A 13,020-nucleotide genomic window follows, 5' to 3' on the forward strand; every position below is an offset into this window, starting at 1 on the left:
CGGAGCCGTGGCCCGGGACGGTTTGGGACCCGAAGCGGAAACATTGCTGCGTCACGCCCGTTCTTGGTTGGAAGGAGGCCATCATGAGCAAGTTCCAGGAGAGAGCCGAAGCCCAGACCAAGCAAATCATCGGACAGATGCTCGGCGATGAGTTGCTGGTGAAGGAAGGCAAGGAACAGCAAAGGGAAGCGACCGACCCGCCATCACCCGCTGGCGGCAAGGACCAGGGTATCGTTCGTGACGAGCGTGGACAGGAGCAGCCGAAGGACAAGGAGCGCGCCCAGCGCGTCAGCCGGGTCGACAAGGGCGGCGATCCGCCCGGAAAGAAGGCTTAGGTGTGCCGGCTGTAGAATTCGAGATCATACAAAGAGAGGCGGCCGTGAAGCCGCCTCTCTTCTTTGCGCAACGACGCTGTGCGATTACTGACAGATGTGGCGTCGACCATCCTGGCCTATGAATGTCGTGCCAGGCTGACAGACGAAGCCGCTGTTGTAGCCGCCGTAATAGTAGCCGTCGTTATAGGCGTAGACGTCGTTTCTGAATGGCGCAGTCGCAATCGCACCGGCTGTGCCGATCGCGCCGCCGACCACGCCGGCGGCTACATCAGCCGGCCAGAATCCGCTGTGATGATGATAGACCCGCTGCTGGGTCGAGGTTTGACGGATCGCGTCGGACCTTCCGTGAGCGTCCTGCGCCAGCGCCGGCGCCGCAAGCGCCGTGGAAAGAACTGCAGCTGCGGTCAGGAACTTAAAGTTCATCATTTGCCTCCGTTTTCAGTGACGTCGGGCCAACAAATAGCGATAGTGGCCGTTCCGATATCGTGATCGGTTCATTTCAAACGGATGTGAGGTTTCAGTTCCGGTTTTCACTTTGCTGAAACAAGCAATCATCGTTCCGGTTGCATCGATTCGGCGTCAGGCGATTTGCTGCGCGGATCGCATGCGATGCCAGATCGGATATGCCAGCCAGAATCCGAGCAATGCAACTAACGCAATCGCGCCGGCACTCAGGGCAACGCTTGTGCTCCCCGTCGTCTTGAAGAACACCACGGCGACGTCGGAGGAGATGCCGATCGCGAGCGGGATCGTGGCGGCGATGACGAGGCGCGAGCCGATCTTGAAGAATTCGGAATCGTCCTCACCCTGGAAGCCGAGGCGATGGACTGCGGCGGGAGTCATCAGCAACACGACGGCCAGTGCAACCGCGCACAAGCCCGCACAGTGGATGTACTTGAAAAGCGCGGGCAGTTCGTTGAACGCCTTCGTCAACGTCGCAATCAGTTGGAAGCCGAGCAGGGCCTGGCCGCCGGGGATGATGACGCGCGCTTCCGTCAGCATCTGCTCGATCTTGGTTTTCAGTGGCGTAGCTTTCGAAGTTTCCTGCATGGGCGTTTTCCCATTCCGTCTTAGCGCAAAGCCCAATCCGTAAAGCAGCGCCAGACCGATCACCGTGAGGACGGTGCCGATCGTGACGCCTATGGTGCGTCCAAACAGATGGTCAAAGGCGACAAACGCGGAGATCCCAAGCCCTACGGTGAGCGGCAAAAGGCTGGCGCCGGCCAGCAGTGTTGCAACGTCGATCGCTGCAACCTTGCTCTCGCCGCGGAAGATGATCTGGTGAAACAGCGAAGGAGCGATCAGAAGGCTGACGCTGATCAGCAACAGCACCAGTCCCACATTGTGGATCAATTGGCTTTCCACGGAAATTTGCGGAAAGCGTTCCTGGAACACCGCTTCGAACTGAAATCCGAAAAGCACCTGAGCGCCGAGGATCAGGAGCCTCGATTCATCCAGTGCAGTCTTTAGCCGGCTTTCGACGTCCATTGTGGCCTCCGGTTACTAACAATCCCGCTAATGCCGGGTTCCGAAGCGCGCCGAGGGGAACGATGTCAATCAGTGCCGATTGACCGAAACGCTGTAGATGCAGGCCTCAGCGATGCAATGACGCAATGGGATCGCTGATGTCGCTAGGTGCGGTTTTGTACAATCGGAACCTGGAGGAATCTCGATGAAGAGCAAACGTATCGGCGCCGATGACGAGACACAGGTTCACGTCGCAATTCTGGATACAGGCGAGGAAGCGTTCGCGGCCCTCACTCGGTTTGCCAATGAAGCGGGAATTTCTGCAGCTTCGCTGACGGCGATCGGCGCATTCGAGCGGGCAACGGTCGGTTGGTTCGACATTGCTTCGAAGAGCTACTGGAAAATCGAAGTCAATGAACAGTGCGAGGTTCTCAGCGCGATCGGCGACATCGCCGTCGGCGATGACGGCAAGCCCAGCCTGCATATTCACATCGTGCTGGGGCTCGCCGATGGCTCAACCCGCGGCGGCCATCTCCTGGCGGGCACCGTGAGGCCGACGCTCGAGGTGGTCGTGACCGAAGTGCCGTCAACGCTGCGACGAAGAAAGCGGTCCGATCTCGGAATTGCGCTGATCGATCTTGCCAGCGCGTGAGGCACCCTGGCGCCGCGGTTGCTGCTTGCGATCCGATCCCGACGTTTCGCGGCCGGCCAATCCGAAGCCGGTCCAGTGCCTGAGCAGGCGCTCGACCACGGCTCCGATTGCAAGTCCTGCAATCACATCGCTGGTCCAGTGCGCCAACAGCACGATCCGTGTCAAAACCAAGCCCCCTCCAAGTGACCAGACCAGATTGCGCTTGCCTGAAGGCAGCACGGTCGCGGCTGACGCCATCGCACCGACATGGATGGCATGGCCGGACGGAAAGGCATCCTCCGTCTTTCCCGAGAACGGCACGCCGTGCAGATGGCTGCGGACCATTACGCGGTCGGGCCGCTTCTGGTCGAAGATCGATTTGAGCAGATGCGGCAGCAGCGATACGGCGATCGTCGTGAGCAGGATATGGTTGCTGCTGGTGCGGGCCTGCGGACTTTTTTGCCTGCAGTACAGCCACCAGGCGACTGCGAGCGCGCAAACGACGTGCTCGTCGGCGCCCCAGGTGAGAATTTTCGAGAGCTGTTCGACCTGCGGGTTGGCATGATCGGCCACCCGCTCCGCGATTTCGATGTCGGCCCGGGTCGGCCGTATGCGAAACAACGCCATCGTCTGCCTCGTCGCCCTCTTCAGATAAAAGGAGCCCCGCCAACCCCGTCCGTGGGATTTTCTGCGGGGCTCAAGTTTCGACGTTGCGGGGGGAGGAAACGCCGATGCCAGCAAAACCCGGAGCGCGTGTGATCGTTCCAAAGGCAATGGGAACCGATGCACCGCCACGGCAGGAACGATCGCCTTCCACGGACGTCGTAGCTGGTGCCCTCAATGGCGACGCTAGCCGTGCAGCAAAACGAAAAGAATGCAGTTTCCTGAAACCGTCATCGGCGTCATCGCAGCCATGCTGACGTCGCTATCGTATATCCCGCAGGTGAAGAAGGTCCGGGCCGGTCAGCCGACTGAGGATCTTTCATCCCGCACGCTGATCGCTCTTACATCCGGGCTGCTGCTCTGGGTGGTATATGGCTTCCTCAAGGCCGACTGGATCATCATCGCAGCCAACATCACGGGCACCTGCCTTACCGGCTACGTGCTCCATCACAAGCTGCAGGAGCGACAAGGGACCAGCAAGGCGTCGATGCGACGCGGCTGAACTGGAAGAAGCGCGTCGCTAAAACGCCCGCTGAGGTAGTAATTTTACGTGACCAAACAGATATTTGCGTTATTCGCCGCAACGTAAGTAAACGTTTAGCCGCTGCCCGTAAAATGCCGGCAATCAATATTTCTATTAATCTCTGGTTAGTCATGCGCCTTCTGCCGATGAAAGAGCCGGACAGGTCCTGGCGGTCGATCAAGGGCCAGTGGAAGAAAGACGCTGAAAGCGTCGGCGAGGACTTTTCGACATTCTCAACGGGTATCTTCGCGTCCTATGACGCCCTGACCAAGGACGGCGACAACCCCAACCTTTATTGCCTTTCCGACGGCGAGCGGGTCCATGCGGCCTGCCAGGTCAGCCGCCTGATGATGAGCAAATTTCCCAATCCCATCCTGCGCGCGCGCTTCATCGTGGTATCTCCGATCTACGAACTGGGGATCGCGGACGGCAGCCAATACGCCCAGATGATGGTGGCGCTGTTCTCCGGCATTGTCTGGCTGTCGCGGGATACCATGACCGCAAGCCACATTCGCTTCTTCCTGAGGAGCCCCGGGGATGCGCAGTTCTTTGCCGCGCTGCGGGCCTCGGCGCCCGGCGCGCTGTTCTCGGAGTTCACGCTCGGCGGCGCGCTGATCGAATGCAGCCTCAAGGAAGCCGAGGTGGCGGAGCCCGCCTGATTCCGCGGGCCGCCTTAACCTTTCGATAACTGGTTTTGCTAACGCCCTCTTGGGTTGTGTTCCCTACAAGAAGCGCCTGTGGGGGCAGCGAAAATGCTGAAACGTTCATCGCTAGACGTCGCCGCGCAGAGGAGTGCTGGCATGCCGTGGCGGACCCGGCTCGGGGCTATCCAATGGCTGATCCTGAGTGCCGGGACGCTGGTGCTCGCGATCATGCTCGGCACCTTCTATTTCGCGATGCAGTACCGCGAACGGGCCCTGGAAGTTGCCGAGCGCGAGCTCAACAACACCGCGCTCTTGCTGTCGCGGCATTTCGACCAGCAACTGAGCGATCTCCAGCACGTGCACGAGGACGTCGTCGCCGGCATGTATGCCGAAGGAATAGATACCTCCGACGAATTCGAACAGAAAATGTCGAGCTTGAGCGCGCATGAGATGCTGCGCTCAAAACTTGCGACGCTGCCGCATGTCGGCGCGCTGAACCTGTGGAACGCCAAGGGGTGGCTAATCAATTCCTCCGAGATGTGGCCGGTGCCCGATGTGAGCATTGCGGACCGCCAATATTTTAGGGATTTCCAGTCGGGGCGGCCGATGCCCGACGTGATCGTCGAGCCTGTCACCAGCAAGGTGACGAAGAACTGGACCACGCTGTTTGCGCGCAAGATCACCGGCCGCAACGGCGAGATCATCGGATTCGCCAGCCGCGGCGTCGAGCCTTCGCATTTTGACGCGTTTGTTGGATCGCTGGAGCTGGGCAGCGATACGGCGATCTCGATGATTCACCGCAGCGGAACCATTATCGCGCGCTACCCCAAGGACGACGGCCTGATCGGCTTCAATGTTGCCGGCACCGCGGCTTTTCAACGCGCGCTGGCGGTCGACGGCAATCTCTCGGGGCGATTCACCAGCGCGAGGCTGTCGGAGGACAAGGTCGGCGCGGTCAAGTCGCTCAAGCACTTTCCGATCCTGATCGTCGCGACCACGCGAACGGAGGCGGCGTTGGCCGACTGGCGGGCGCAGACCAGGCTACAATTCTTCGCTGCGGCGCTGGCGATCGTTGTGGTGATCGTCATGGTCTTCCTGATCGTGCGCCAGCTCCGCCGCCAGCATGCCGCCGCGCAGGCGAAGCTTTCCGAGAAGAGCCAGCACCTCGACACTGCCATCAACAACATGACGCAGGGCCTGCTGCTGTTCGATTCCACGGGCCGCCTGGTGATCTGCAACCATCGCTATATCGACATGTTCGGGCTGTCGCCCGATGTGGTCAAACCCGGCTGCCATCTGCGCGACCTGATCCGGCATCGCCAGGAGCGCGGCTCCTTCGTCGGCGATGTCGACGCCTATTGCGCGCGCTTTCTCGATCCCAACAGCAGCCTGGTTCAGGACACCGTGACCTCGACGCCCGACGGCCGCACGATCCGGTTGATCTTCAAGCGGTCGCCGGACGGCGGCTGGGCCACCACGCTGGAAGACGTCACCGAGGGCCGCCGCGACCAGGCTAGGATCGAGCATCTTGCCCATTACGACGCCCTGACCAATTTGCCAAACCGGACGCTGTTCCAGCGTCACGCCGAAGGGTTGCTGCTGGAGACCGAGGGGCGGCAGTTCGCGATCCTCTATATCGACGTCGACGAGTTCAAGCGTATCAACGACACGCTGGGCCATTTGATCGGCGACGAGTTCCTGAAGGGCGTGGCGGAGCGGCTGCGCCAGTCGGTCGGTCCCGACGACTTCATCGCGCGCCTCGGCGGCGACGAATTCGCCATCCTTCAGAACGGCATCGAAAGCGCCGCGGACGTGCATGCGCTGGTCGCGCGGATCTATTCTGCGCTGCGCACTCCGTTCGATTGCGACGGCCATCAGCTTTCCAGCGATGCCAGCATCGGCATCGCCATCGCGCCGCGCGACGGCTCGGATTTGCTCGACCTCCTGAAGAACGCCGACCTTGCGATGTATGCGGCGAAGTCGGCGGGGCGCAGGACCTATCGTTTCTTCGATCCGGAGATGGAGCAGGAGGCCAATCATCGCCGCGAACTGGAGGCCGATCTGCGGGAGGCCCTGGCGCACGGCAGTTTCGAGCTGCACTATCAGCCACAGGTCGATCTCGGCAGCGACCGCGTCACTGGCTGCGAGGCGCTTTTGCGCTGGCGCCATCCACTGCGCGGCATGGTATCGCCGGCCGATTTCGTGCCGGTCGCGGAGGAGACCGGCCTGATCGAGGAGATCGGGCAGTGGGTGCTGCGTACCGCATGTGCTGAGGCGGCGAAGTGGCCGGCGCATGTCCGCATCGCCATCAACGTCTCGCCGATCCAGTTCCGTTCCGACACGCTGTCGCTGAAGGTCGCCGCCGCGCTCACCGAAAGCGGGCTCGACCCGCGCCGGCTCGAGCTGGAGATCACCGAAGCCGTGCTGATTGCCGACAACGACGCGGCGCTGGCGACGTTGAACCAGCTCCGCGCCCTCGGCATCCACATCGCGCTCGACGATTTCGGCACCGGCTATTCGTCACTGCAATATCTGCAGCGTTTTCCGTTCGACAAGATCAAGATCGACCGCTCCTTCGTCAAGGAAGTGACGCGCAGCTCGTCATCGGCCTCGATCATCCGCGCCGTGGTCAGCATCGCTGCCGACCGCCACATCATCACGACCGCAGAGGGCGTCGAGACGCCACAGCAGCGCGAGACCGTGCAGAATCTCGGCTGCACGCAGATGCAGGGCTATCTGTTCAGCGCAGCGCGCCCGGCCGAGGAAGTCCGCGCGCTGCTCGGGGAGGCTGCCGTCGAGGCGGCGGCGTAAGGTATTCTTCGGATCACGCCTTAAGGCCGCGCCTCGGAGATGGCTTTCCTTAAGATCCGCGACAGCAGCTCCACCGAATAGGGTTTCTGGATCAGCTCGAAGCCGCGATGGGCACTCTCGGCGAGCACGTTGCTGTAGCCGGAGGTCAGCACCACGGGCAGGCCGGGATAGCGCTCGCGGATGACGCCGGCGAGTTCGACGCCGTTCATGCCGGGCATGATGACGTCGGAAAATACCAGGTCAGCGGAAAACTCATCCTGGGCCAGGATCGCTAGCGCAGCGTCCGCGCTGGCGACGCGGCGGACTGTGTAGCCGAGGTCTTCCAACAGTTCGGTGGAGAACTGCCCGACATCGTCATTGTCCTCGACCACGAGCACGCGGTAGCCGCGGCCGCGCGTGGCGGGCTCGCTGCCGGTTGCCGCCGCCTGCATGGCATCGGCCGGCGCCGGGGCCTGCGGCAGGTAGATCGTGAACGTTGCGCCCTCGCCAGGCTCGCTCATGACAGCGATGTCGCCATCGGACTGCTTGGCGAAACCGAACGCCTGGCTGAGCCCGAGGCCGGTGCCCTTGCCGACTTCCTTGGTGGTGAAGAACGGCTCGAAGATGGTTTCGAGCAGGGCGGACGGGATGCCGATGCCGGTATCGGTCACGGTAATGGCGACGAAGTCGCCGCTGCGGGCGGGCTGGGCGCGCAGCGGCGGGATCGCGTTCACTTTGCGGACCTGGATGGTCAGATGGCCTTCGCTGTCCATGGCGTCACGGCTGTTGACGGCGAGATTCATCAGCGCCGTCTCGAACTGCGCGACGTCGGCGATCGCAAAACAGTTGAGGTCCGATATCTCGACGTCGATCCTGATCCGGGCGCCGACGAGAGGGCGGATCAACTGCGCGACGGATTCGACCTGGGTGCCGACATTGAACACCTGCGGCTTGAGCGGCTGCCGTCGCGCGAACGCCAGCAACTGGCCGGTCAGCTTGGAGGCACGCTCCACCGTCTCGCCGATCGCGTCGATATAGCGGCGGCGGCGCTCCTCGGGCAGTTCGCGGCGGCGCAGGAAATCGGTCGCCGAGCGGATGATGGTCAAGAGGTTGTTGAAATCGTGGGCGACACCGCCGGTCAGTTGCCCGACCGCTTCCATCTTCTGCGACTGGCGCAGCGCTTCCTCGCCCTGGCGGCGCTCGGTGACGTCGATCGCCTCCGGCACCGCGCCGATCACGGTGCCGTGGCGATCGTGCAGCGGGCGCATCGCGAAGTCGAAATAGCGGTCGCCGATCGGCAGATGCAGTTGCATCTCGATCCGGACCTCTTCGCCGCGCATCGCGGCAATGAAGGCGTCGTGGACGGCATCGCGCATGCCTGGCGTCGCCGAGAACCATGGCGTATCCCAGAACGGCTGACCGACCACCGCGCTGGCATCACAGCGGATGCCGGCAAGTGCGGTGCCGTTGGCATAGAGCACGTCGCCATGTTGATTCAGCAGCCCCTGATACTGGTGGCTGGTCTCGAAGATCGCCCGCATCTGGGCTTCGCTGGCTTCGAGCTGCGCGGTGCGCTCGGTGATCCGCAATTCGAGGATTTCGTTCAGCCGGCGCAGATCGTGCTCGGCCTGCTTCGCCGCCGTGATGTCGTGGGCGACGCCGATGAAGCCGATGTGATTGCCGTTCGGGTCCCAGCGCGGCTGGGATTCCGAGCGCAGCCAGCGCCATTCGCCGTCGGCGCGCTGGTAGCGGGCCTCCAGCACGAACGGTTTCAGCGAGGCTTCGCCGGCGATGGATTCCTGCACGACGCGCTGCTGGTCGTCCGGATGCAGCCGCTTGCGCCAGTCGAACACGATCGCTTCCTCGAATGGCAGCCCGAGGAAATCGACATAGGCCTGGTTGGCGAAGGAGCGGGTGCGATCGAGCTTGGTGACCCAGATCGGCACCGGCGCTGAGTTGGCGATCAGGCGGAAGCGTTCCTCGCTTTCACGCAAGGTTTCCCGCGCCATCATTTGCGCTGTCACGTCGAGATCGGCGCCGACCAGGCGCAGCGCGCGGCCGTCCATCTCGCGCTCGATCTTGGCGACGACGCGGATCCAGCGGACCGTCCCGTCATTCGGCCGCACGATGCGGTATTCGGCCGAATAGTCCTCGCTCTCGCTCTTCAGCACGCCGAACAAATGCTGGACCGTTCGCTCGCGATCCTCGGGATGGATTCGGCTGACCCATTCCTCAAAGGTCTCGTTGGCCGCCTCGGGCGGCAGCCCGTGCACCAGGAGATATTCGGGAGATCGGCGATTCTTGACGCCGTCACGGAAATCGATTTCGAGCCCGCCGACGCCGGCGATGCGCTGGATGCGCGCGAGCTCCGCCTCGCGCGCCTGCAGGTCGCGATGGGCTCTGTCACGCTCGTTTGCGATTTCCTGCAGATGCTGCCGTAAGCGTTCGGCGGCGGCAATTTCAGGCAGGACGTTCGTCGTATCGGAAGGGGTCATGCGTGCCGGCAACCTCTGCCGGCACTTTCACACAGGAGACGGCGGATTTTCCAGCTTCATTTGCTCTTTGATGGTGATCTACAGTTGTAGGCCCGGCGGAACCCGTCCGCCTGCGCCTGTTCCTCGGAACAGAACCAGCGATCCTGCTTCAATCCGGGATAGGAGCGGCACGCCTGCAGGTGATAGATTCCGAGGTTCCCGGTGACGCGGGCCCGCACGGCGTATTTGCCCTTGACGTTGCAGCCCGCCGGCATCACCAGATTTTCGGGGAAGATGGCCTCGCGAATTTCACGTTCGCGATCGGTGCGGCATGCCGCGCCGAGCAGAGCTCCATCCTTGTTGGCAGCGCGGAACTCGCGCGGTGCGACAAAGCAGCCTTTCCATAATCCCAGGCGGTCGTCCCGGGCGCGCGCTTCGTCCGGCTTGAAGCGTCCGCTCGCGGACGCCTCGATGTTCAAAGCAAAGCCCTTTTGCACGAGCAATTCGCTCAGGCTGGTGGTGTCGCCCTCGATCTTGCACACGCCGATGCGTCGTTTCTCATAAGTTGGATCGGCGCCCAGATCGTCGCAGCGGACCTGCTTGCCGTCGATCAGCTTGCTCAGTTGATCGCGCGCCTCGATCCCGCAGGTCCAGACATCGGCGTGTTCGTCGATGCAGAGTTGGTCGATCGCCGGGACATCGATGCCGTCGAGGCGGTAGCTGACATTGCCCAGTTGAAGCGTGCTGCCATCCCGGACGATGGCGGTGGCGGCCGAACCCTGGCTGGTCGGAAGGACGATCCCCAGTAGCGCCGTAAACAAGAAAATTCGTGACCGCATCTGTTTCATTTCAAATCAATTTCCACCGCGATCGCCTTCTAGCATAAGGCGGTGTGATTGAACCTAGACACTCCTGCTAATCGACCTGTCGAGGGCTGGGGAAAGCTGTCGCCAATTATGCCACCGCAGCGAACGGCGCCATTGACTTCGTGAGAACAAAATAAGAACATCCGTGTCGTCCTCACTACGGAAATGTCGCTATGTCGTCCTCTTCACAGCCCAAATTCAAAGAGGGGGATGAGCTGGAAGCTGCTGTAGATCAGGCTATTTCCGCCTGCGGCGGCAACATGCGGGCGACGGTCCGGGCGCTGATCGTTGCCAATGAATATCTGGAATCGGAGCTCGCCGAGCTGATGAAGGCGGTATCCCGCGCCTACGCGCGCGGGCGGTTCAATTCCTATTCGGGGTGAAGGGCCGGAAGCTGGCCCAGCCAAGCCGATACGAGACCGTTGCCTCCATCGATTTTTGCTGTACGACGGGTGGGCTACCCGCGTCCCGCAATCCCATTGCGGGGGAGGATCCCGCCTAGAGCTCAAGCAAGAAGAACATGTTCAAGAGAATTTTGATCGCAAATCGGGGCGAGATCGCCTGCCGGGTCATCAAGACTGCGCGGCGCATGGGAATCGAGACGGTCGCGGTGTATTCCGAGGCCGACCGCGACGCGCTGCATGTCGAGATGGCTGACGAGGCCGTGCTGATCGGCCCGCCGGCCGCCGCCGAGAGTTATCTCTTGATCGACCGGATCGTCGAGGCCTGCCGCAAGACCGGCGCGCAGGCCGTGCATCCCGGCTACGGCTTCCTGTCCGAGCGCGAGGCGTTTCCGCGCGCGCTCGAGAAAGCCGGCATCGTCTTCATCGGTCCGAACCCCGGCGCGATTGCCGCGATGGGCGATAAGATCGAATCCAAGAAGGCCGCCGCGAAGGCCAAGGTATCGACCGTGCCGGGACATCTCGGCGTCATCGATGATGATAAGCACGCCGTGAAAATCGCCGACGAGATCGGCTATCCCGTGATGATCAAGGCCTCGGCCGGCGGCGGCGGCAAGGGCATGCGAATCGCCCATTCGAAAGCGGAGGTCGCCGAAGGTTTTAATCTCGCCAAGGCCGAGGCCAAATCATCTTTCGGCGATGATCGCGTCTTCATCGAAAAGTTCATCGTCGATCCCCGCCATATCGAGATCCAGGTGCTCGGCGACAAGCATGGCAACGTGATCCATCTCGGCGAACGAGAATGCTCGATCCAGCGCCGCAACCAGAAGGTCATCGAGGAGGCGCCGTCGCCGTTGCTCGACGAGACCACCCGCCGCAAGATGGGCGAGCAGGCGGTGGCGCTGGCCAAGGCCGTGAACTACGATTCCGCCGGTACGGTCGAGTTCGTCGCCGGCCAGGATAAGAGCTTCTACTTCCTGGAGATGAACACCCGCCTTCAGGTCGAGCATCCCGTCACCGAACTGATCACCGGCATCGACCTCGTCGAGCAGATGATCCGCGTTGCCGCCGGCGAGAAGCTGTCGATCGCGCAGAAGGACGTCACGTTGACGGGCTGGGCGGTGGAATCGCGCGTCTATGCCGAAGACCCGTTCCGCAACTTCCTGCCGTCGATCGGCCGCCTGGTGAAATACCGCCCCCCGGCGGAGGCAAGCCAGGACGGCGTCACCGTCCGCAACGATACCGGCGTGCAGGAAGGCGGCGAAATCTCGATACATTACGATCCGATGATCGCCAAGCTCGTCACGCACGCACCGTCGCGGGCGGCGGCGATCGAGGCACAGTCGACCGCGCTCGACGCGTTCTACGTCGATGGCATCAGGCACAACATCCCGTTTCTGTCGGCGCTGATGAACCATCCGCGCTGGCGCGAAGGCAAGCTCTCGACCGGCTTCATATCGGAGGAATTCCCGAAGGGCTTCGCAGCGCGCGCGCCGGAAGGCGAGGTAGCGCGGCGGCTGGCAGCCGTGGGCGCTGCGATCGATCATGTATTGGGTGAGCGCAAGCGGCAGATTTCGGGGCAGCTAACCGGCCGCCTGGTGCAACGTGAGCGCCGCCGCGCGGTGTGGCTCGACCGTGATGAAATCGGGCTCGACGTGGCCCGCGAAGCTGATGGCATCGCGGTGCGCTTTATCGGCGCCGATGGCCTGCCGGGCAATCCGCACAATCTGGTCTCTAGCTGGACGCCGGGCGAGCCGGTCTGGCAGGGCACGATCGACGGTCATTTCGTCGCGATGCAGGTGCGCACGATCCCGAACGGCTTCCGTCTCGCGCATCAGGGCTATGAGGTAGCGGTCAACGTCTTCACCGAAAGCGAGGCTACCGCCGCGCGGCTGATGCCGGTAATGTCCGCGGCCGACACCGGCAAGAAGCTGCTTTGTCCGATGCCCGGGCTCGTGGTCTCGATTGCCGTGAGCGAAGGGCAAGAAGTCAAGAGCGGCGAGACGCTGGCCGTGGTCGAGGCGATGAAGATGCAGAACGTGCTGCGCGCCGAACGCGACGGCACGGTGAAGAAGATTCACGCCGCAGCCGGCGCGACGCTGGCGGTGGATGCGTTGATCCTGGAGTTTGCGTAGATCTAATCGCTCATTGCGAGCTTAGCGAAGCATCCATGGTTCAGCACGAGGATAGATGGATTGCTTCGCGGAGCCTGTCATCCGGCGGCGC

Annotated in this window: 12 protein-coding genes; 7 read left to right on the forward strand and 5 right to left on the reverse strand. The window is 62.4% G+C overall.

Annotated elements, in window-relative coordinates:
• Positions 1 to 83 precede the first annotated feature (83 nt).
• Positions 84 to 335 (forward strand): hypothetical protein, encoded by a 252-nt coding sequence (locus RX331_RS15940; RefSeq protein WP_317257430.1) that lies wholly within the window; start codon positions 84 to 86, stop codon positions 333 to 335.
• Positions 336 to 419: 84 nt separating this feature from the next.
• Here the strand turns inward: RX331_RS15940 and RX331_RS15945 are convergent, their stop codons facing one another.
• Positions 420 to 758: a hypothetical protein gene (locus RX331_RS15945; protein WP_317257431.1), complete on the reverse strand. Its 339-nt coding sequence runs from the start codon at positions 756 to 758 to the stop codon at positions 420 to 422.
• 156 nt (positions 759 to 914) lie between these two features.
• A complete protein-coding gene (locus RX331_RS15950) occupies positions 915 to 1,823 on the reverse strand; it encodes a DUF6328 family protein (RefSeq protein ID WP_317257432.1) in 909 nt (302 codons plus the stop codon).
• Between the two features lie 184 nt (positions 1,824 to 2,007).
• Between RX331_RS15950 and RX331_RS15955 the strand changes: the two genes are divergently transcribed.
• Positions 2,008 to 2,454, forward strand: coding sequence for a PPC domain-containing DNA-binding protein (locus tag RX331_RS15955; protein WP_317257433.1), 447 nt, complete (start codon positions 2,008 to 2,010; stop codon positions 2,452 to 2,454).
• Here RX331_RS15955 and RX331_RS15960 read toward each other — a convergent pair.
• Positions 2,389 to 3,060 (reverse strand): phosphatase PAP2 family protein, encoded by a 672-nt coding sequence (locus RX331_RS15960; RefSeq protein ID WP_317257434.1) that lies wholly within the window; start codon positions 3,058 to 3,060, stop codon positions 2,389 to 2,391. The genes RX331_RS15955 and RX331_RS15960 overlap by 66 nt on opposite strands.
• A gap of 247 nt (positions 3,061 to 3,307) precedes the next feature.
• Between RX331_RS15960 and RX331_RS15965 the strand changes: the two genes are divergently transcribed.
• The 3 genes from RX331_RS15965 (at position 3,308) to RX331_RS15975 (ending at position 7,074) form a co-directional block, all read left to right on the forward strand.
• Positions 3,308 to 3,598 carry a SemiSWEET family sugar transporter gene (locus RX331_RS15965; protein WP_317257435.1) on the forward strand — a complete coding sequence of 97 codons (291 nt, stop codon included), beginning with the start codon at positions 3,308 to 3,310 and terminating at the stop codon, positions 3,596 to 3,598.
• Between the two features lie 167 nt (positions 3,599 to 3,765).
• Positions 3,766 to 4,278: a hypothetical protein gene (locus RX331_RS15970; RefSeq protein WP_317257436.1), complete on the forward strand. Its 513-nt coding sequence runs from the start codon at positions 3,766 to 3,768 to the stop codon at positions 4,276 to 4,278.
• Between the two features lie 141 nt (positions 4,279 to 4,419).
• Positions 4,420 to 7,074 (forward strand): EAL domain-containing protein, encoded by a 2,655-nt coding sequence (locus tag RX331_RS15975; RefSeq protein WP_317257437.1) that lies wholly within the window; start codon positions 4,420 to 4,422, stop codon positions 7,072 to 7,074.
• A gap of 20 nt (positions 7,075 to 7,094) precedes the next feature.
• On the opposite strand, the gene RX331_RS15980 is transcribed toward RX331_RS15975, so the two are convergent.
• Together RX331_RS15980 and RX331_RS15985 are read right to left on the reverse strand one after the other, a co-directional pair.
• Positions 7,095 to 9,548, reverse strand: a complete 2,454-nt coding sequence (locus RX331_RS15980) for a PAS domain S-box protein (protein ID WP_410708218.1) — start codon at positions 9,546 to 9,548, stop codon at positions 7,095 to 7,097.
• Positions 9,549 to 9,604: 56 nt separating this feature from the next.
• On the reverse strand, positions 9,605 to 10,366 hold the full coding sequence (locus RX331_RS15985; protein ID WP_317258143.1) for a thermonuclease family protein: 762 nt from the start codon (positions 10,364 to 10,366) through the stop codon (positions 9,605 to 9,607).
• A 200-nt stretch (positions 10,367 to 10,566) separates the two neighbouring features.
• On the opposite strand from RX331_RS15985, the gene RX331_RS15990 reads away from it, so the two are divergent.
• Together RX331_RS15990 and RX331_RS15995 are read left to right on the forward strand one after the other, a co-directional pair.
• Positions 10,567 to 10,776: a hypothetical protein gene (locus tag RX331_RS15990; RefSeq protein ID WP_317257439.1), complete on the forward strand. Its 210-nt coding sequence runs from the start codon at positions 10,567 to 10,569 to the stop codon at positions 10,774 to 10,776.
• Between the two features lie 137 nt (positions 10,777 to 10,913).
• Positions 10,914 to 12,929, forward strand: coding sequence for an acetyl/propionyl/methylcrotonyl-CoA carboxylase subunit alpha (locus RX331_RS15995; RefSeq protein WP_317257440.1), 2,016 nt, complete (start codon positions 10,914 to 10,916; stop codon positions 12,927 to 12,929).
• Positions 12,930 to 13,020: the final 91 nt, after the last annotated feature.

This window comes from Bradyrhizobium sp. BWA-3-5, assembly GCF_032917985.1.
GTDB lineage: Bacteria > Pseudomonadota > Alphaproteobacteria > Rhizobiales > Xanthobacteraceae > Bradyrhizobium.

What these genes read in the sequence shown, in the direction of transcription:
- RX331_RS15980 (WP_410708218.1), bottom strand. Translation starts at nt 9,548, where the DNA reads ATGACCCCTTCCGATACGACGAACGTCCTGCCTGAAATTGCCGCCGCC.
- RX331_RS15945 (WP_317257431.1), bottom strand. Translation starts at nt 758, where the DNA reads ATGAACTTTAAGTTCCTGACCGCAGCTGCAGTTCTTTCCACGGCGCTT.
- RX331_RS15985 (WP_317258143.1), bottom strand. Translation starts at nt 10,366, where the DNA reads ATGCGGTCACGAATTTTCTTGTTTACGGCGCTACTGGGGATCGTCCTT.
- RX331_RS15970 (WP_317257436.1), top strand. Translation starts at nt 3,766, where the DNA reads ATGAAAGAGCCGGACAGGTCCTGGCGGTCGATCAAGGGCCAGTGGAAG.
- RX331_RS15965 (WP_317257435.1), top strand. Translation starts at nt 3,308, where the DNA reads ATGCAGTTTCCTGAAACCGTCATCGGCGTCATCGCAGCCATGCTGACG.
- RX331_RS15990 (WP_317257439.1), top strand. Translation starts at nt 10,567, where the DNA reads ATGTCGTCCTCTTCACAGCCCAAATTCAAAGAGGGGGATGAGCTGGAA.
- RX331_RS15955 (WP_317257433.1), top strand. Translation starts at nt 2,008, where the DNA reads ATGAAGAGCAAACGTATCGGCGCCGATGACGAGACACAGGTTCACGTC.
- RX331_RS15995 (WP_317257440.1), top strand. Translation starts at nt 10,914, where the DNA reads ATGTTCAAGAGAATTTTGATCGCAAATCGGGGCGAGATCGCCTGCCGG.
- RX331_RS15960 (WP_317257434.1), bottom strand. Translation starts at nt 3,060, where the DNA reads ATGGCGTTGTTTCGCATACGGCCGACCCGGGCCGACATCGAAATCGCG.
- RX331_RS15975 (WP_317257437.1), top strand. Translation starts at nt 4,420, where the DNA reads ATGCCGTGGCGGACCCGGCTCGGGGCTATCCAATGGCTGATCCTGAGT.
- RX331_RS15940 (WP_317257430.1), top strand. Translation starts at nt 84, where the DNA reads ATGAGCAAGTTCCAGGAGAGAGCCGAAGCCCAGACCAAGCAAATCATC.
- RX331_RS15950 (WP_317257432.1), bottom strand. Translation starts at nt 1,823, where the DNA reads ATGGACGTCGAAAGCCGGCTAAAGACTGCACTGGATGAATCGAGGCTC.